Source organism: Pontibacter sp. LHS2 (assembly GCF_058932845.1).
The window spans coordinates 979643-997675 of sequence record NZ_JBZYWG010000002.1 but is presented as its reverse complement, the minus strand read 5'-3'; the positions used below and the strand labels follow the sequence as shown (position 1 = coordinate 997675).

General features: G+C 48.9%; 15 protein-coding genes. 5 read left to right on the top strand and 10 right to left on the bottom strand.

Features of this window, described 5'->3' with window-relative positions:
• Positions 1–94 precede the first annotated feature (94 nt).
• Both AC5FX6_RS12840 and AC5FX6_RS12835 read right to left on the bottom strand, forming a co-directional pair.
• Positions 95–2434, bottom strand: coding sequence for a M1 family metallopeptidase (locus AC5FX6_RS12840; RefSeq protein WP_493597452.1), 2340 nt, complete (start codon positions 2432–2434; stop codon positions 95–97).
• A 72-nt stretch (positions 2435–2506) separates the two neighbouring features.
• The gene (locus tag AC5FX6_RS12835) at positions 2507–3100 is read right to left on the bottom strand and encodes a HupE/UreJ family protein (protein ID WP_493597451.1); all 594 of its coding nucleotides are present in this window, start codon (positions 3098–3100) and stop codon (positions 2507–2509) included.
• 222 nt (positions 3101–3322) lie between these two features.
• On the opposite strand from AC5FX6_RS12835, the gene AC5FX6_RS12830 reads away from it, so the two are divergent.
• Positions 3323–4537: a lactonase family protein gene (locus AC5FX6_RS12830; RefSeq protein WP_493597450.1), complete on the top strand. Its 1215-nt coding sequence runs from the start codon at positions 3323–3325 to the stop codon at positions 4535–4537.
• 4 nt (positions 4538–4541) lie between these two features.
• Here the strand turns inward: AC5FX6_RS12830 and AC5FX6_RS12825 are convergent, their stop codons facing one another.
• Positions 4542–5396 carry an alpha/beta hydrolase gene (locus AC5FX6_RS12825; protein ID WP_493597449.1) on the bottom strand — a complete coding sequence of 285 codons (855 nt, stop codon included), beginning with the start codon at positions 5394–5396 and terminating at the stop codon, positions 4542–4544.
• 129 nt (positions 5397–5525) lie between these two features.
• Here AC5FX6_RS12825 and AC5FX6_RS12820 point away from each other — a divergent pair, with 129 nt between their 5' ends.
• Positions 5526–5891 (top strand): SpoIIAA family protein, encoded by a 366-nt coding sequence (locus AC5FX6_RS12820; RefSeq protein ID WP_493597448.1) that lies wholly within the window; start codon positions 5526–5528, stop codon positions 5889–5891.
• Between the two features lie 21 nt (positions 5892–5912).
• Here the strand turns inward: AC5FX6_RS12820 and AC5FX6_RS12815 are convergent, their stop codons facing one another.
• The 5 genes from AC5FX6_RS12815 to AC5FX6_RS12795 all read right to left on the bottom strand — a co-directional run bounded on the left by AC5FX6_RS12815 (position 5913) and on the right by AC5FX6_RS12795 (position 11566).
• On the bottom strand, positions 5913–6347 hold the full coding sequence (locus AC5FX6_RS12815; RefSeq protein WP_493597447.1) for a nucleoside deaminase: 435 nt from the start codon (positions 6345–6347) through the stop codon (positions 5913–5915).
• Positions 6348–6492: 145 nt separating this feature from the next.
• Positions 6493–9111, bottom strand: a complete 2619-nt coding sequence (gene clpB / locus AC5FX6_RS12810; protein WP_493597446.1) for an ATP-dependent chaperone ClpB — start codon at positions 9109–9111, stop codon at positions 6493–6495.
• Between the two features lie 200 nt (positions 9112–9311).
• On the bottom strand, positions 9312–9911 hold the full coding sequence (locus tag AC5FX6_RS12805) for a transposase (protein ID WP_493597445.1): 600 nt from the start codon (positions 9909–9911) through the stop codon (positions 9312–9314).
• Between the two features lie 86 nt (positions 9912–9997).
• Positions 9998–10684 carry a deoxyribonuclease V gene (gene nfi, locus AC5FX6_RS12800; protein ID WP_493597444.1) on the bottom strand — a complete coding sequence of 229 codons (687 nt, stop codon included), beginning with the start codon at positions 10682–10684 and terminating at the stop codon, positions 9998–10000.
• Between the two features lie 192 nt (positions 10685–10876).
• Complete coding sequence (locus tag AC5FX6_RS12795) at positions 10877–11566, bottom strand: hypothetical protein (RefSeq protein ID WP_493597443.1); 690 nt, start codon at positions 11564–11566, stop codon at positions 10877–10879.
• Between the two features lie 148 nt (positions 11567–11714).
• On the opposite strand from AC5FX6_RS12795, the gene AC5FX6_RS12790 reads away from it, so the two are divergent.
• Positions 11715–12392, top strand: a complete 678-nt coding sequence (locus AC5FX6_RS12790; protein WP_493597442.1) for a dienelactone hydrolase family protein — start codon at positions 11715–11717, stop codon at positions 12390–12392.
• 94 nt (positions 12393–12486) lie between these two features.
• Entirely contained in the window at positions 12487–13122 is a 636-nt protein-coding gene (locus tag AC5FX6_RS12785) for a phosphoribosyltransferase (protein WP_493597441.1), read from the top strand.
• A 5-nt stretch (positions 13123–13127) separates the two neighbouring features.
• On the opposite strand, the gene AC5FX6_RS12780 is transcribed toward AC5FX6_RS12785, so the two are convergent.
• Both AC5FX6_RS12780 and AC5FX6_RS12775 read right to left on the bottom strand, forming a co-directional pair.
• On the bottom strand, positions 13128–14462 hold the full coding sequence (locus AC5FX6_RS12780; RefSeq protein ID WP_493597440.1) for an SGNH/GDSL hydrolase family protein: 1335 nt from the start codon (positions 14460–14462) through the stop codon (positions 13128–13130).
• 87 nt (positions 14463–14549) lie between these two features.
• Positions 14550–15428: an SGNH/GDSL hydrolase family protein gene (locus AC5FX6_RS12775; protein ID WP_493597439.1), complete on the bottom strand. Its 879-nt coding sequence runs from the start codon at positions 15426–15428 to the stop codon at positions 14550–14552.
• A gap of 282 nt (positions 15429–15710) precedes the next feature.
• On the opposite strand from AC5FX6_RS12775, the gene AC5FX6_RS12770 reads away from it, so the two are divergent.
• A complete protein-coding gene (locus AC5FX6_RS12770; protein ID WP_493597438.1) occupies positions 15711–17939 on the top strand; it encodes an NADP-dependent isocitrate dehydrogenase in 2229 nt (742 codons plus the stop codon).
• Positions 17940–18033: the final 94 nt, after the last annotated feature.

Sequence of the window (18033 nt, the reverse complement as noted above, 5' to 3'; positions counted from 1 at the left end):
CTTGTTAGTAACACCTATAAAACAGAAGCGCCCCGGATCAGCTGATCCGGGGCGCTTCTGTTTTCCTCTACTGGGAGGGGGTAGTTATACCTTATTAACGATTTGAGCCGCTATTGCCATTGCCCGCGCCCCGGTTTGATTCCTGAAGCTGTTGTTGCATTGGGTTAGGCTGCTGCTGGCGGTTTTGCTTGAACAGGTCGAAGCGGGATGGCGCCATACGGCGTGGGTAACTGTTGTTAGACAAGTCTATGTCAGCTGTTTGCAGGAGCGGGTCCAGCGTGAAGCTAACGACTGGCTTCTCTGTCACAAATACCTTGGTTACCTCTTCGTTATTGTAGCGCCAGATCTCAGCAGGAATGTTTACCACTTCGTCAGTGCCGTCTTCGTATTCCATCCGCACGATCAATGGCATCACCAGTCCGCCGAGGTTCTTGAAGCCTACTTCGTAGAAGTTCAAACCAGAATCCAGTACCTTCTTCTCTGTGTCAGATAGGGAAGCATAGAAACGCTGGTAACGCTCCTTGTCGGTGGCGGTGCTTGTGAGTGGGTCATACTTGTTGTAGAAGTCAGCCAGCTCCGGGCGCTCATCCAGGCGGGTTCGCTTGATATCTTGCAGGTTGCGCTGCTGTGAAAGTGTCTGTGGTGCCTTGTTCTGCTGCTCGCGCTTCTGGGCGTTCACGAAGTCCGGGTTTTGCGAATCGATGGTAAACCATTTTACACCTTCGATGGCGATATCAGTATGGTCGGTGGTATAAAACCAGCCTCTCCAAAACCAATCGAGGTCTACGCCAGAGGCGTCTTCCATGGTGCGGAAGAAGTCGGCTGGCATTGGGTGCTTGAAGGCCCAGCGGTTAGCATACTCTTTAAAAGCATAGTCAAACAGCTCGCGGCCCATCACGGTCTCGCGCAGTACATTTAGAGCGGTCGCCGGCTTGCCATAGGCATTGTTGCCAAACTGCAGCACCGATTCTGAGTTGGTCATGATCGGCACCTGTGTGTTTTTGGCGCTCTTCATGTATTCTACGATTTGAGACGGCTCACCTCGGCGTGACGGATAGCCTTTTTCCCACTCTTGTTCCGCAATGTATTGCATGAAGGTGTTCAGACCTTCGTCCATCCAAGTCCACTGGCGCTCGTCGGAGTTGATGATCATCGGGAAGAAGTTGTGACCTACTTCGTGGATGATCACGGTGATCAGGCCATACTTGGTGTTCGCCGAGTAAGTGCCGTCAGCCTCCGGACGATAGCCGTTAAAAGAAAGCATCGGGTATTCCATGCCGCCAACCGGGCCGTGAACCGAGATAGCCACTGGGTATGGGTAGTCAATCGTGTGCTTCGAGTATACCTTGAGCGTATGCGCTACCGACTCAGTGGAGTACTGGCCCCAAAGCGGGTTAGCCTCTTTGGGGTAGTAAGACATGGCCAGTACATTCTGGTTGCCCACTTTCACGTTCATGGCATCCCAGATAAACTTGCGGGAGCTGGCCCATGCAAAGTCGCGTACGTTTTTGGCGCTGTACACCCAGGTTTTCTTGCCTTTTGATTTGTTCTTCTCGGCTTGTGTAGCTTCCTCCTGCGTTACGATCAGGGTAGGCTTGTCGGCTTTAGCGGCGTCAGCAAAACGCTTCTGCTGTGCTGATGTGAGTACCTGGCTGGCATTTTGCAGTTCGCCTGTAGAAGCTACAATGTGGTCGGCAGGTACAGTGATGCTCACTTTGTAGTCGCCGAATGGCAGCGCAAATTCACCAGCTCCCAGGAACTGCTTGTGCTGCCAGCCATTCACATCGTCGTACACGGCCATGCGTGGGAACCACTGGGCCATCTCGTATAGGTAGTTGTCATCACCGGGGAAGTACTCGTAGCCACCACGGCCGCCCAGCGCTTTTTGGTCATTGATGTAGTTAAACCAGTCGATGCTGAAGGTATAAGACTGCTTTGGCTTAAGAGGAGCAGGCAGGTCGATACGCATCATGGTGTTGTTGATGGTATACTTCAGGTCTTTGCCTCCACGATCCTTTACCGCTCTGATTTTGTAGCCGCCGTCAAAAGCCTCCCGGGCAATATGCTCAATCGCCGCAGTCGACATCCTGTCTTGCAGGGTGCCGGTTTGAGTCATGTTGCTCATCGACTTTGGCTCGAAGATATTCTGGTCGAGCTGTACCCACAGGTAGGTGAGCACATCCGGTGAGTTGTTGGTATAGGTGATGGTCTCAGAGCCGGTAACGGACTGGTTTTCGTCATTTAGCTCTACCTTAATGGTATAGTCGGCACGCTGCTGCCAGTACTGGTGGCCGGGTGCGCCCGAAGCGGTGCGGTAGGTGTTCGGAGTAGGCAGTTCCTGCCCGAGCTGGCCAAATTTGGTATCCTGTGCTATGGCCGCAAACGGGCCAGCCAGCAAACCGAAAAATGCCAATCCTCTGATAAGGTTTTTCATGGAAGGTATAAGGTGAGTTTAGATTTGTGTGAAGGTATAGGCAAAGGTTGTTTTGTAAAGTTTAGGGGCGTCCTAAAAGATATTAGTCTCGATCATCAGAATCAGCGCTATACCTGCTGCTGCGCTTGATAGCACCAGGATCCAGTCACGCTTTTTAGCCCGGAACAGGTTCATGATCAGGAAACCGATCACCAGCAAAATGCTTACGATCAAAAGCTGACCCAGTTCAATGCCGATGTTAAAGGCCAATAACTGTTGCCACGTATCGCCGCTACGGCCGAGCATGGATTTCAGGAAGTTAGAGAAGCCCATGCCGTGAATCAGCCCGAAGGTGATCGCCAGCAGGTTGTGGAATGACCAGATCGGATGCTGCTTTGATGCAGCACCGTTGAGCTTAAAGAAGTTGATGAAACAGGTAAATAGGATCGTAACCGGAATCAGAAATTCAATCAGGGCGGTGTCAAACTTGATAATATTAAAAGTGGAGAGCGCCAATGTAACGGAATGACCAATTGTGAAACTGGTCACAAGCGCCACTACCTGACGCCAATCGCTCAAGGTATAGATGGCACAAAGGGCCAGTAGAAACAGCATATGGTCGTAGGCTTTGAAATCAAAAATATGATGGAAGCCCAGCTCGATGTAAGTGGAAAAAACCGATGACACAGTAAAAGGATGAAAAGGTGGAATAACGGCTAAGCTGCAAATTAATGCTTAGGAGGGAAGTTTGCAAGAGCTGTGCGACAGCTAAAGGCAGTTAGCGTAAATAGTTAAATATATAGCCACGACCGGAGTGTCATCCAGTTAAAGTGAAATCGATGGTGTATGCTACCTGTTTTTTCTGTTTCTTAGGGTATTCAGCCTACAGTTTAACACATAACAAGGTATATGAAACACACGCAACGCAGTTATGGGAAAGCAGTGCTGGCCGGTATAGCACTCTTGCTGGCAAGCTGTAACTCCTCCCAATCTGAGCAAGAAGAAAGATCCGACACAGTCAATGTACAATCTAGTGATAACTCTGTAAATGCCATGGTCTATGTAGGAACGTATGCTGAATCCGATCAGGAAAGTATTTGGCTCTATACGCTGAATACAGAAACAGGTGAACTAGAACAGGTACGGGGTGTTAAGGCTGGTGAAAATCCATCTTACCTAACGCTGGACAAAGAGCGACGCTTTCTGTATGCCGTAAATGAAACAGGAGATTATGAGGGGAAGGAGAGTGGGGCTGTGAGTGCTTTTTCCATCAATCAGCAAACGGGCGACTTGACGCTGCTGAACAAAGTGCCGTCGTATGGCGGAGCACCTTGCCATATATCGTTGGATGAACCGGCCAAAACTGTGATGGTGGCGAATTATACAGGCGGGAATGTGGTGGCTTATCCTGTTCAGCAAGATGGAAGTTTAGGGGACCCGTCCATTGTGCATCCGCCGAATAGTGGGTCAGGTCCGAACAAAGAACGACAGGAAGCAGCCCATGCACACTACATTGGCCCCAGCCCGGATGGGAAGTATGCTTTTTCAGTGGACTTAGGCACGGATGAGGTTTTGCGGTATACCTTGAACTCAAAGCAAGCCGAAGTGACAGGCAAAACAACTGCCTTTGCTGCAAAACCCGGCGCAGGACCGCGGCACATGGTGTTCCACCCGAGTGGCCGTTTCGCCTATGTCATCAACGAGCTCAATTCCACTATGACTGCGCTGGCTTATGAAAGTGAAACGGGTACTTTGAGCGAATTGCAAACCATCAGCACTTTGCCCTCTGATTATAAAGGTGAAAACTCCTGTGCAGCTGTGAAAGTGTCGGCGGATGGGCAGTTTCTGTATGGCTCTAACCGGGGACACAACAGCATCGTGGTATACGCAATTGATGGCGATAGCGGAAAGCTAACACTGGTGCAGCATCAGGATGCAGGTGGCGACTGGCCACGGGACTTTACGCTCGATCTAACAGGCAATGTGATGCTGGTTGCCCATGAGCGCTCCAATTCCATTGTATCCTTTAAAGTAAATAAAACTACAGGTCGCTTAGCGGCTACAAATCATAAAGTGGAAGTGCATAAGCCTGTTTGCTTGCAGGTTGTGCCGGCCTTTAGGTAATAACCTACTTCGGCTGAACAGCTAAAGCTTGCCTGGCCTTCTGGAAAAACAGTAAGTGGTATTCAAGGGAATTTCCCCAGTAAGCCCAGCTATGTGCTCCCGGGCGCTCAATGTAGTCGTGTGGTACTTTCTCGTAAACCAGGCGACGGTGTAGCTCGCGGTTGTCCTCAATCAGGAAATCGTCCACGCCGCAGTCAATTATCAATTGCACACCGCTTTGCTTGAGCTGCGGGACCATGTGCACAATGGAATTGGCCTGGTATACCTGCTGGTTTTGCGCTTTCGGGCCCAGCACTGCTTCTATGCTGGGAAGGAGGTTCTGGCGGTCTATACCTGATACGTTCAAAGAGCCGCTCATGCTGCCGGCTGCCAGGTATAGCTCCGGGTGCCGGGCCGCCAGGTATAGCGCTCCATGTCCCCCCATACTCAATCCTGAAATAAAACGGCCTTCACGGTTGGCAATAGTTCTATACCTGTTCTCGATCTCCCGCCGCAGTTCCTGGGTAATAAACGTTTCATATTGACTGGACTTGTCAACCGGGCTATCGTAGTACCAGCTGCTGAAGCCACCATCGGGCGTTACGATCATAAGCTGATATTTGTCAGCCATTGTTTGGAGCAGGTCTTTTTGTGGTGGAACCTTAAGCCAGTTACTGAAGTTGCCGCTGTAGCCGTGCAGCAGGTATAGCACAGGGTAGGGGCCACTCTTTTTCTTCTTATAGCTGTCTGGGGTTACCACGCCTGCCTTGAGCGTCTTCTGCATGGACGCGCTTTGTATGACCAGGGTGTCTACTTTGGCCTGAGCGACAAACAGTGTGAGTGTAAAAAGTAATAGCAGGGTATAGCGTATCAGTTGCATAGGCTAGCAGGTATAGCGGAGCTGCAAAATAGGGAATTTGAGTCTAAACGGAGGAATAGGTCCAATGAATATTTGCCATGATAGAGCTGAGTGCGTAAAGGAAAGTACTTACACCAACGCTAAATTATTATGCTGGAGATACTATCTGAAACGCATGACAACATACTCGCCGTGCGGGTGAGAGGAGAATTGTCTATACCTGATTTTGACAAGTACCGCAACATGGTGCGTGACCTGATGCTCAAAAACGAGGAAACGCACATCTACTACGAAATGGTGGATGTGGGCTGGATAAATCCAGTGGCGGCAATTGAAAACGGACTATTCGATATTATTCACGGGCTGGACTACGGCCGTGTAGCGATGGTCGGAGAGAAGAAGTGGCAGGAGTTGTCAGCTAAGCTCGCGAGTACTGTAAAAAAACACGGCATACGTTACTTCGACCTGGCAGAGAAGGAGCAGGCGATGATGTATGTGCTGAAAGGGGAAGATTAAACTTGCTACCAGCAACTCTTGCTACAACTCCATTATATCCTCGTTCCAAAGCTCGGGCTTCTCTTTTATGAAGTCCTCCATCATGTTGATGCATTCCGGCAGGTTAAGATCCACTACTTCCACGCCATGCGATTTCATGAATTCACGCGCTCCATCAAACGTCTTGGACTCACCTACGATCACTTTCGGAATTTTGAACTGGACAATGGTACCCGCGCACATGTAGCAAGGCATTAGAGTTGAATAGATAACGGTGTTGCGATAACTGCCGATGCGACCGGCGTTGTTGAGGCAATCCATTTCGCCATGCAGGATCGGGTTATCTTCCTGCACCCGTTTGTTGTGTCCTGAGGCGACTACTTTGCCGTCCTTCACCAGTACCGAGCCGATTGGAATGCCGCCTTCACTGCGGCCTTTTTTTGCTTCGTCAATCGCCAGTTGCATAAATTCGTCCATAGGTATAGCTTTTATAAAAATTCTAAAATTAGACTCGTGCTTTGGTTACGGCAGTTCTATACCTGCAGTTCCCATAAACAAAGAGGCCTTCCCATCTGGGAAGGCCTTTTGCTCAACTAAACTTTACTCTTAATACGCAATCAATTTACTTTTCGGTAGGCAATTCGATGTCTACATTGTTGAAACGAATCTGTCCGTTTTCTAGTACGGCCTCCACCACAGAATCTTTATTAATGTGGCCGGCCAATATCTCTTTGGACAGTTCGTTGAGCACCTGACGCTGTAGCACACGCTTCAGTGGTCGGGCACCAAACTGCGGGTCGTACCCCTGCTCGCCTAAGTAATCCAGCACCTCGTCAGTCGCGATCAGCTGTATACCTGCTTCCTCCAGACGATCCTGGATGTGCGCAAATTGAATTGTTACAATCTTGCGGATATCGCCACGGCTCAGCGGACGGAACATCACCAGTTCGTCGATACGGTTCAGGAACTCGGGTCTAACTGACTTTTTAAGCAATTCAAATACCTCGTCCTTGGTCTGCTCCAACATATCATCCTGATTCAGCGGCGTCATCTTTTCAAAGTTCGCCTGAATGATCTGTGACCCAATGTTGGAGGTCATGATGATGATCGTGTTCTTGAAGTTCACCACACGGCCTTTGCTATCGGTCAGGCGACCGTCGTCGAGCACCTGCAGCAGGATGTTGAACACATCCGGGTGCGCTTTCTCGATCTCGTCGAGCAGCACCACCGAGTACGGCTTGCGGCGAACGGCTTCGGTCAGCTGACCACCTTCGTCGTAGCCTACGTAGCCTGGAGGCGCTCCGATCATGCGGCTCACGGCGTGGCGCTCCTGGTACTCACTCATGTCGATGCGCACCATCGCGTTCTCGTCGTTGAACAGGTAATCAGCTAGGGCTTTGGCCAGCTCAGTTTTACCGACACCGGTTGTGCCCAGGAAGATGAACGAACCGATCGGACGTTTCGGGTCTTGCAGACCGGCACGGCTGCGACGTACGGCATCCGATATGGCCTGTATGGCTTCTTCCTGACCTGCGACACGCTTGCCTAGTTCCGCTTCCAGGTGAAGCAATTTCTCGCGGTCACTCTGCAGCATTTTGCTGACAGGTATACCTGTCCACTTGGCAACAACTTCACCAATATCTTCGGCGGTCACTTCCTCCTGCAGCATCGGATTTTCGCCCTGCATCTGGTGCACCTGCTCCTGTAGTTCTCTTAGCTTAGCTTCGGCTTCCTGAATCTTGCCGTAGCGTAATTCTGCCACACGGCCGTAGTCACCGGAACGCTCCGCCTGCTCGGCCTCCAGCTTATAGTTTTCGATGTTCTCCTTCTCTTTCTGGATGCCCTCGATGATCTGCTTTTCGTTCTGCCATTTGGCCTTCAGGTCATCCCGTTTGGTGGAGAGTTCGGCAATCTCTTTGGAAAGCACCGTTTCTTTGTCCTTGTCATTTTCACGGCGAATAGCTTCGCGTTCAATCTCAAGTTGCATGATGCGGCGCTGAATCTCGTCGAGCTCCACCGGCAGGGAGTCAATCTCAATGCGCAGCTTGGCGGCAGCCTCGTCCATCAGGTCAATTGCCTTGTCTGGCAGGAAACGATCAGTAATATAACGGTTTGAAAGCTCTACAGCCGCAATGATAGCGTCGTCTTTGATGCGCACACCGTGGTGCACTTCATACTTGTCTTTGATGCCGCGCAGGATCGAAATAGCGTCCTGCACGCTTGGCTCGTCCACCATCACAGCCTGGAAGCGACGCTCCAGGGCTTTGTCCTTCTCAATATACTTCTGGTATTCCTTTAGCGTAGTCGCACCGATGGCATGCAACTCGCCACGAGCCAGGGCTGGCTTGAGCAAGTTGGCAGCATCCATGGCACTCTCGCCACCGGCACCCGCACCGATCAGGGTATGGATCTCGTCGATGAAGAGCACAATCTCGCCCTCGGCATCTACCACTTCCTTGATCACCGCTTTCAGGCGCTCTTCAAACTCACCTTTATACTTGGCACCTGCCACCAACAGACCCATGTCCAGGCTCATTAGTGTCTTGTTTTTCAGGTTTTCCGGCACGTCGCCACTTACAATGCGCTGCGCCAGACCTTCCACAATGGCGGTCTTACCCACGCCAGGCTCACCTAGCAGCACCGGGTTGTTTTTGGTACGGCGGCTCAGGATCTGCAGCACACGACGTATTTCTTCATCTCGACCAATCACCGGGTCGATCTTGCCGTTTCGCGCCATCTCGTTCAGGTCGCGGGCATAGCGCTTGAGCGAGTTATACTTCGCCTCAGCGTTTTGGTCCGTTACCTTGGCACCGCCACGCAGTTCCTTAATGGCTTTTTTCAGGTCCTTTTCACTGAACCCCACATCCTTCATAATACCAGCCACCTTATCACGACCAGCCAGGATGCCGAGCAGTATGTGCTCAATCGCGACATACTCGTCTCCGAATTCTTTCAGGTATGCTGTCGCCTTTTGCAGGGCTGCCGCCGCGTCGTTGGCCAGGTATGGACTACCGCCGCTTACTTTCGGGTAAGCCGCTACTGTTTCGTCCAACTTGGTATGCAGGATGTTTCCGTTGATGTTAAGTTTCTTAAGCAAAAAGTTGGTGACGTTCTCGTCCGTCTCCAATATTGCTTTTAAAATATGCCCGGTTTCGATCGCCTGCTGCTGAAAGCCACCTGCTATCTCAGTGGCCTTTTGGATGGCCTCCTGGGCTTTGATGGTATAGTTATTAAAGTTCATATCCCTACTTGTTTCCCCTTAGTTTTAGTTCTACGAGGACCACAGCAAAGGATACACCAATGGGATTTAAAGGTGATTTTACTGAAATTATGGCAGGGTGTAGAGTAGTGTTTTAAGTAAATGCGGACAAAATGACTGGCTGCGATGACCTCACAGTGTCTTCCAGACCTGTGAGTGTCTAAGGAGCAACGAAGCAACAACTAATCATCACCTTCAATTAAATGCCCAATGTTCTGAAGCTCTTCTTCATTTTCATTATGGAATTCAATATAAGCATCCCTGCCGCCAAACCAGTCCAAAACTTCTTGACGATGTAAAGCCGTTGGATTATCTGATAAAATACTGCAATAAGAAGAATGCTTCCAGTTTCTAAAATCATCTGTTAAACAATGTCTTTGAGGATTGAAATGAATGTAGAAAACAAGTCTGGTAAAGTAAGCTTCTGATTCTACTTCCTTTCGTTTGAATCGCTCTTGAAACAAGCTTCCAGTCCTATTGTACTTCAAGTTAAATGATTTGGTGTAAGCATTCAATAGATGTGAAAATTGGCGCTGTGGGTCAGGTATGAAGTTAGGTTGGTCGAGTTCGTTATAATTGCGATCTCTCATTTTAATTAGAAAATGAAAGTGATTGGGTAAAAGACAATAAGCATAAGTATCAGCCACAGAGGAAATATATTTTTTGAATAGCTGAAGAAAGTACCTATAGTTTTCAGGTTCTCTGAATATAGTTTCTTTGTTATTGCCCCGGGTGTAAATATGGTATAGCTTGTTTGGTTCGAGGCGGATGGTTTCTTGCATAATGCTTTATACCTATTGTGAGAGCATATTTATTTGCTTTGTGGACCTAAGACACTCCCAGGTCTGGGAGACACTGTGAGGTCTGGCTACCGCACCTCACTCTTAAATACCGCCGCATAATGATCCGCTAGCCTTGTAGGCTCAGGGAGTTTGTGCTTTACGGCGCAGGCCATAGCGATGTCGGTTGCTGCAGCAAGATCCATCAGGTGCCCAGGTGATACAAACACGGGTTTTACTTTATCCTTGGTGCGGAGCACGTTACCAACAATTTCCCCTTTGTACTCTAGTGGTGAAATAGAACCTTTCAGTGTGTCGGGTTCCTTATACCTGCCAACCAGTACTTTTTTGGCAACGCCCATGGTGGGTTTATTTAGTTGCAGCCCCAGGTGTGTGGCTATACCCAAGCGGCGGGGATGTGAGATGCCATGACCGTCTACCATGATCAGGTCTGGCTTTTGCTGCAGCTTTTCGTAGGCTTTGAGCAGATTTGGTGCTTCGCGGAAAGAAAGGAAGCCGGGCACGTAAGGCAGTTCTACCTCCCCGTAATGCCATACCTTTTCCAGTACTTCGAGCGCTGGGTAGGAGAGCAGCACAAACACCGACAGAATATGATCTTCCCCTACAAAGGAAGAGTCGCAACCGGCAATCAGCCTCAGATCAAAATCAGGCTTTTGGATAATGATACGCTCCTGCATTTCCCGTTGCTGCTCAGTCAGGCGGGCAAGAAGGGCCGGGTCTGGAGCAGGCTGGTCGAAGCGTCGGTAGTAAGCCATAGGTATGTATGATGGAGTGAGTGTTTTTTTGATTGAGATTACGTTCGGTTACGCTAGCAGTTCAATTTCCGGTTTCTTTTGTTGCTGCCCCGTTTAAGATAAGTTGAAGTGAAGATTGATTTATTCCCCTCTCACTAATCCCTCAATCACCTAATCCCTAAATCAGAAATTACTCATGCACTAAATCCATTTTCAAGCACTGCAAGGGTAGATGAGTTTGGCGAAGAGCAGCCGCCACTGACCGTCCACAGGACCAAAATGAAACTCAAATGAAGTAGCTGTGTGCAGTACGGATTTTTCTAAAAGGGGAAGAGAAGCTTTAACCTGCTCTATCTCTGCATCAGTTAGGCTGGCATAATCCCAATAACCGCTTTTTTGAAACTTAGCTGCATGTGACACAAAACAACCTTCTTTGCTATAACCCGATTGCCCCTTGTCATAATTCAGGTTTGCGCAGTCAAAAGATGGCCATGCCTCCTCCTGTAGGTCACAGGCTTTTACTTCGTCCCGGATAGTGAAAAATGACTTGTCCTGATACTCCCGCTTGAAATTCTGGATATCAGTGACACGCGTCATCTTAGGCATAGCGCCGGGCTGTTCTATGATCCAAAGGCCATGATCAGGGTGGATAAATTGGTTAAGGGTACTCGCTTCAGATGACTGTAAAGCAGTCATGAAAAGTGAGAAGGCTTGTTCGAAAGCAACAGTATCCTGATTTGGAGCGATTCCCCGGCGCATGTGTTCCTCCTGCACTTCCTCCAGGCGTTGGTGCTCTTCCGCAGGCTGCTCAGCCATTGTTTGCTCTGAGTCGCCGGATCCGCAGGATATTAAACCTGATGATAGTATCAGGCAGGCTAGTGAAGGTATAAGAATGCTGCGCATACGTCTCAATTTTGGGTATAGCTTCTATACGTCGTATTGCTCACGAAGGCTTAGGCCGAAGGGGTTGGAGAGTGAGTACTGTTTCAACTATTACTATTTCAAGACGTAAATTAAGTAAGCAGAAGCATTACAAACGAAAACAAACTAAATGACAAATCTCATATTCAACGATAGCCTTCAGATTAAGGCCGGAAACGCAACGCTGACTGGTGACCTGGTTGTGCCGGAGAACGCCAAGGGACTGGTGATTTTTTCGCATGGCAGTGGAAGCAGCCGTCTTAGCTCGCGCAATCGCTTTGTGGCAGAGCACTTGCAGCGCTCACGTTTTGCCACATTGCTGTTCGACTTGCTTACCGAAGAGGAAGATCAACGACAAGAAAATCGGTTTGATATACGGCTGCTGACAACCAGATTGGTGGAGGCAGTCAACTGGGTGCAGCACCAGGAGCACGTTCAGGATCTTCGGATCGGTCTGTTTGGAGCCAGTACCGGAGCTGCCTCAGCGCTAAGTGCCGCCGCTGCACTTGGAGGTGACATCATCTATGCTGTGGTGAGCCGCGGCGGCCGCCCTGACCTGGCCGACGAGGTGCTGCCTGATGTACAAAGCCCGACTTTGCTGATTGTTGGAGGACTTGACGAAGAGGTGCTCGATCTCAACAAGTGGGCACAAGACCGACTACAATGCCTAAAGGACCTGGAGATCGTGCCTGATGCCACCCATTTGTTTGAAGAACCGGGAGCATTGGAGATGGCCGCCCAGTTAGCAACAGACTGGTTCCGGAAGTACCTGGAGCCTGGCAAGCAGCACCCGTTGAGGGAGAGTTAAAGAGTGAATGAACGAGTGATTAGTCGATTTGTGTGTTAAGAATCAAGAATTTAACCAACTGACAATCGCTCAATCACTCAAAAATTAAAGTCCCATGGAAATAATACCCAACAGGCAGGTTGCTGCGGAGATGCTGGCCAGCAGGCTGGCGCGCTACAAAGGGCAAGAGGGCGTGGTATTGGCTATACCCAGGGGAGGTGTGCCTGTAGCAGCGCCCATTGCCAAGCAGCTGGGTATGCCATTGGATGTAATCGTTTCCAAGAAGATAGGCCACCCCTTGAATCCGGAATTTGCGATAGGAGCAGTTAGTCTCGAAGATGTGGAAGTAGATGATCGAGCTGATGTATCCGCGAGCTATATTCAGGCTGAGGTGGAGCGGATAAAAGAGAGTCTACGCCAAAAGTATAAGCTTTTTATGGGCAACCGACAGCCCGTTGACTTGCATGGGCGCATTGTGATTATTGTGGATGATGGCATAGCTACTGGAAAGACGCTGCTGTCTACCGTGCATATGGCCAGGCATAAGCAACCCCGAAAAATTATAATAGCCGTACCTGTTGCTCCTCAAGCTGCCATTGACCAGTTTGAGTCTCTGGTGGACGAGGTAGTGTGTCTGTTAGTACCTCCTTTTTTTCAGGCGGTAGGGCAGTTTTACCAGGTGTTTGAACAGGTAAGTGATGATGAGGTAATACGCCTGCTAAGGCAACAAAATGATAGCCAGGAAGGGTAGGTCGCTTAGCGATCAACCATGAGGTGACGGATAAAAGCTCTGCCAGGCAGCGTAGCCCGCACCATGTACATGGTGCCATCACTAAGGTCGGATGTGTTAAGTAACTGTATGAAATTGCCTCTGTTGTCAGCTTCTGCATCAAATTGCTTAATCAGTTTTCCTTCCAGCGTATAGATCGAGATGCTGAACTTTTCCATGGGTTGCAAGGCGAGCATCTGCAAAGTGATAGGGGTATTGCTCTTAGTGCGGGTAGGGTATACACGCATTTCTTCTGCTGTAGCTTGCATCAGACTCACTGCTAGCACCGAAGAAAAGCTCTCAGTGCCATCATAATCGACCTGGCGTAGACGATAATAATTTACGCCATTGCCGGCCTCTTTATCTTTAAAGGTATAGTTTTGGGGTAAAGCAGTTGTTCCTGCTCCCTCTATGCGGCCAATAGGGACAAACTCTGTAACCGTTTGACCACGCTGCACTTCAAAATACGCATTGTCCTGCTCCGATGCTGTTTTCCAATTGAGCTGCACCCCGCTTTGTGTTGCCATACCTTTGAAGCTGTGCAGTTCTACTGGCAACGGGATGATAATTTCATTCATGAGCGCCTCAAACCAAACTTGAGCCATTTTTTTCATTCCGCTCTCATTCGGATGTATACCATCATAAGTGTGTGCACCTTCAGCAGCATCAAATCCGGTGTTTTGATCAATCAATAAAAGGGGTGGGCCAGTTGAGGTTTGATTATTGACCAAAGCTTCTATCCTCTGGTTTAATATTTGAATATTTTGGGCTATACCAGGACCAACCACCTGTCCATCAGCAGGAATTAGTTTAGCTAAAAAGATAGTAACTCCAGGCGAATATTTGTAGATCGTATCTATAACGGCATTTATCTCCGTGATAGTCTCATCTATACTCTGGCCTAAAAACATATCGTTGGTGCCTAAGTGCATCAAAACGATATCCGGTTTATGTGTATTTGCCCATTGTGCGATATTGCCCTTGCCATCTCTGCCATTCAGAACCTGATCGGTTGTCCAACCCCAATGGCCTTCGTTTCTATTATTGAAGGACTGTCCTTTATAAACATCAAACTGAGGGGTACCACCATTATTTTCTGTGTGAGAACCCACAAACTCAAACTTGACTTCCGCATCAACCAGCTTTTTCCACAGAGGATACCTATAGCTGACAAAATCCATATTGCCCTGCGTAATAGAATTGCCCAGAGGCATGATTTTGATTGGTTGGGATTGCGGGTAGGCTTCGAAACCGACTAACAGAACTAGGACGAAGGGGAGGGTATAAGTTTGTTGTAGAAGGCGGCAGAGAAAGGGTAGCATAATACTGTAAGCTAAGTAATTAGTACTGAGTAGCTCATAAAACGTGCGCAACCCTATTGAGTTGCGCTTATTTCAGATACGCAGATGCTACTTGCCTAACTCTTTGCGGTAACGTTGAGCCGCTAAACTGTACAATGTTTCTTCATTTGCTTTGATGGCATCATACCAACGTTTTGCAATAAACTTTTCACCTGCAGTATTGGGGTGCAGCATGTCATAAGTTAGGGTTGTTGGGTTATAGCCAGTATTGATGTCAACTATGATAATTGGAGAATTTTGAGTTGAAAGACGTGTTGCCAATTCAGGTAATAAAGAAACAAAGTGCTGAGTTGAGTCAACATTGGCATATTGTGAAGGGATAGGTGTGATTTTGGCCAACATGATAGCTACGTTTTCATTGTCTGCACGCAGCTGTCCGATAATCAGCTCTATTCTATCCAGTGTGCTCTTTGTAGTTTTACTATGGATCATGTCGTTGGTGCCCAAGTGCATCAAAACAACATCTGGAGTATAGCCCTTGAGCCAATCGCTTAACTTTCCTTTGTCCCGCTTGTACTGGGTGGGGCTTTCGTAGCCATTTAAGATGTCAGTGGTATTCCACCCCCAGTGGCCTTCATGTTTGTTCGTAAAAACCTGCCCTTTATACTCTGTTCCCATCATGGGTGAGGCTACATCGGCACCATGCTCAGTATTAGGAGCATCCCGATGCCAGTTCGTATCTAAAGAGCCGACAAATTCAAAATCCAGACCAGCATCTACCAGCATTTTCCATAGTTCATATCGGTAGCTTGGGTTGGTTTCACCACCTTGTGTGATAGAATTTCCTAAAGGCATAATTCTGATAGGCGCTTCTTCTATCTGAGGCTCTATCTCTTCCTCGGTCTTATTGTCGGTGCAGGATATTGAAAATAGGATAATTGAAAGGGAAAATAAATATCTAAAGTTGGTCTTAAGTTTCGAAAACATAATAAGTATAGCAGATTTTTAATAAGGTAAGCTCAAAGGCTAGAAACGAGAAGTACAAAATTCGGTTACATTTGAACAACTCACGTGCCCGTCTAATTGTCCAATTCTACTGACGACAAGGGCGTAGGAAATGGTGCAAACGAAACACTAACCTAAGGTTTAGCCTTATCAAAAAGACTCTTATATTTGCTTCCTAAACTAGCGCAGGGGAATAGGTAGTTTGCTAACTAAAAAGACAGCACACTTTGGTCCCCGAAATTAACTCATTAAACACTGACCTAAATGACGACAAAAACATCTAGAATCATCTATACCATTACTGATGAAGCGCCAGCCTTAGCGACGCGCTCTTTCCTGCCGATCGTACAGGCGTTCACGAAAGCCGCCGATATCCAAGTGGAAACCAGAGATATCTCATTGGCTGGACGTATTATCGCGTCTTTCCCGGAGAACCTGACCGAAGAGCAGAAGCAGTCGGATGACCTGGCCTACCTGGGCGAACTGGCCAAGACGCCAGAAGCCAATATCATCAAGCTGCCAAATATCAGCGCCTCTATACCTCAGCTGACAGCGGCTATTAAAGAATTGCAGTCGCAGGGCTATAACATACCTGACTATCCGGCCGACCCTAAAAACGATACGGAGAAAGAAGCGAAAGCACGTTATGCTAAAATATTGGGTAGCGCTGTGAACCCGGTGTTGCGCGAAGGTAACTCTGACCGTCGAGTAGCGGATGCGGTGAAGCAATATGCTAAGAGCCATCCGCATTCTATGGGCAAGTGGTCTTCTGACTCTAAAACACATGTAGCTCACATGAACGGTGGCGACTTCTACGGCAGCGAGCAATCTGTGGTAGTAGACAAAGCAACCGATGTGCGCATCGAGTTTGTAGGCGCCAACGGCGAAACCAAAGTGCTGAAAGACAAAGTAGCCCTGAAGGCTGGCGAAGTGATGGACTCTTCTGTGATGAGCCGCAACGCATTGCGCTCGTTCCTGGAGAAAGAAATTGCAGAGGCGAAGGAGCAAGGCATTCTGCTGTCGCTGCACTTGAAAGCCACCATGATGAAGGTGTCTGACCCTATTATGTTCGGTCATGCAGTAACGGTGTTCTTTAAAGAGACATTTGAGAAGCACGGCGCTACGTTCAGAGAACTTGGTGTTGACGCGAACAACGGACTAGGCGATGTGTATGCCAAGATTCAGAACCTGCCAGCTGAGAAGCGTGCGGAGATTGAGGCTGACCTGAAAGCAGAGATGGAGAAGCGCCCTGAACTGGCGATGGTAAACTCTGACAAGGGCATCACGAACCTGCATGTACCAAGCGACGTGATCATCGACGCCTCTATGCCAGCGGCTATCCGTTCGTCTGGCCAGATGTGGGGTCCGGACGGCAAACTGCACGACACCAAAGCGATCATTCCAGACCGCTCTTACGCACAGATTTACCAGGAAGTAATCCAGTTCAACAAAGAGAACGGCGCTTTCGACCCGACTACGATGGGTACTGTGCCGAACATTGGTTTGATGGCGCAGAAAGCCGAAGAGTATGGCTCGCATGACAAAACCTTTGAGATGGCGGCGGCTGGTACTGTTCGCATTGTAGATGCAGACGGTAACACGCTGATGGAGCAAAAGGTAGAAGAAGGCGATATCTTCAGAGCCTGCCAGACAAAAGACCTTCCGATTCAGGACTGGGTGAAGCTGGCCGTGACAAGAGCCCGCATTACGAACACACCGGCTATTTTCTGGCTGGACCCGCAGCGTGCACACGATGCCAACCTGATCCAAAAAGTAGAGAAATACCTGCAGGACCACGATACGAACGGTCTTGAGATCAAGATCATGTCGCCGGTAGAAGCCATGTGCTATACCTGTGAGCGTGCCAAAGCAGGCAAAGATACCATTTCGGTAACTGGTAACGTGCTACGCGACTACCTGACCGACCTGTTCCCTATCATTGAGTTAGGAACCAGCGCAAAAATGCTTTCGATCGTTCCATTGCTGGATGGCGGTGGCCTGTTCGAAACCGGTGCCGGTGGATCTGCACCGAAGCACGTGGAACAGTTCGTAGAAGAAAACTACCTGCGTTGGGATTCGCTGGGTGAGTTCCTGGCACTAGCGGTATCGCTGGAGGACCTAGCTTACAAGACTAAAAACGAGAAAGCAGAAGTGTTGGCAGAAGCGCTGAACAAAGCCAACGCGGAGTTCCTGGAGAAAGACAAGTCACCATCCCGTAAAGTAGGCGGCATCGACAACCGTGGCAGCCACTTCTACCTGGCTATGTACTGGGCACAGGCATTGGCTGAGCAGACCAAGAACCAGGAGCTGAAGGACCGATTCACAAAGCTGGCACAAGAGCTGACCGACAACGAGCAAAAGATCGTGGACGAGCAGATCGCCGCCCAAGGCAAACCAGTTGACATCGGCGGTTACTACCACCCGAACGAAGAGAAAACCAGCAAAGCCATGCGTCCAAGCGAGACCTTGAATGCAGCTTTAGCTAATTTCTAATAGGAGGTATAATGTATAAAGGAAGGCTGCCTGAGCGATCGGGCAGCCTTCCTTATTTATATGGCGGTTCAGTTTAAATGCTTATTTTGTGATT

Coding starts and splice junctions, on each gene's coding strand:
- AC5FX6_RS12840 (WP_493597452.1), bottom strand. CDS start 2,434: ATGAAAAACCTTATCAGAGGATTGGCATTTTTCGGTTTGCTGGCTGGC.
- AC5FX6_RS12830 (WP_493597450.1), top strand. CDS start 3,323: ATGAAACACACGCAACGCAGTTATGGGAAAGCAGTGCTGGCCGGTATA.
- AC5FX6_RS12825 (WP_493597449.1), bottom strand. CDS start 5,396: ATGCAACTGATACGCTATACCCTGCTATTACTTTTTACACTCACACTG.
- AC5FX6_RS12820 (WP_493597448.1), top strand. CDS start 5,526: ATGCTGGAGATACTATCTGAAACGCATGACAACATACTCGCCGTGCGG.
- AC5FX6_RS12815 (WP_493597447.1), bottom strand. CDS start 6,347: ATGGACGAATTTATGCAACTGGCGATTGACGAAGCAAAAAAAGGCCGC.
- clpB (WP_493597446.1), bottom strand. CDS start 9,111: ATGAACTTTAATAACTATACCATCAAAGCCCAGGAGGCCATCCAAAAG.
- AC5FX6_RS12805 (WP_493597445.1), bottom strand. CDS start 9,911: ATGCAAGAAACCATCCGCCTCGAACCAAACAAGCTATACCATATTTAC.
- nfi (WP_493597444.1), bottom strand. CDS start 10,684: ATGGCTTACTACCGACGCTTCGACCAGCCTGCTCCAGACCCGGCCCTT.
- AC5FX6_RS12795 (WP_493597443.1), bottom strand. CDS start 11,566: ATGCGCAGCATTCTTATACCTTCACTAGCCTGCCTGATACTATCATCA.
- AC5FX6_RS12790 (WP_493597442.1), top strand. CDS start 11,715: ATGACAAATCTCATATTCAACGATAGCCTTCAGATTAAGGCCGGAAAC.
- AC5FX6_RS12785 (WP_493597441.1), top strand. CDS start 12,487: ATGGAAATAATACCCAACAGGCAGGTTGCTGCGGAGATGCTGGCCAGC.
- AC5FX6_RS12780 (WP_493597440.1), bottom strand. CDS start 14,462: ATGCTACCCTTTCTCTGCCGCCTTCTACAACAAACTTATACCCTCCCC.
- AC5FX6_RS12775 (WP_493597439.1), bottom strand. CDS start 15,428: ATGTTTTCGAAACTTAAGACCAACTTTAGATATTTATTTTCCCTTTCA.
- AC5FX6_RS12770 (WP_493597438.1), top strand. CDS start 15,711: ATGACGACAAAAACATCTAGAATCATCTATACCATTACTGATGAAGCG.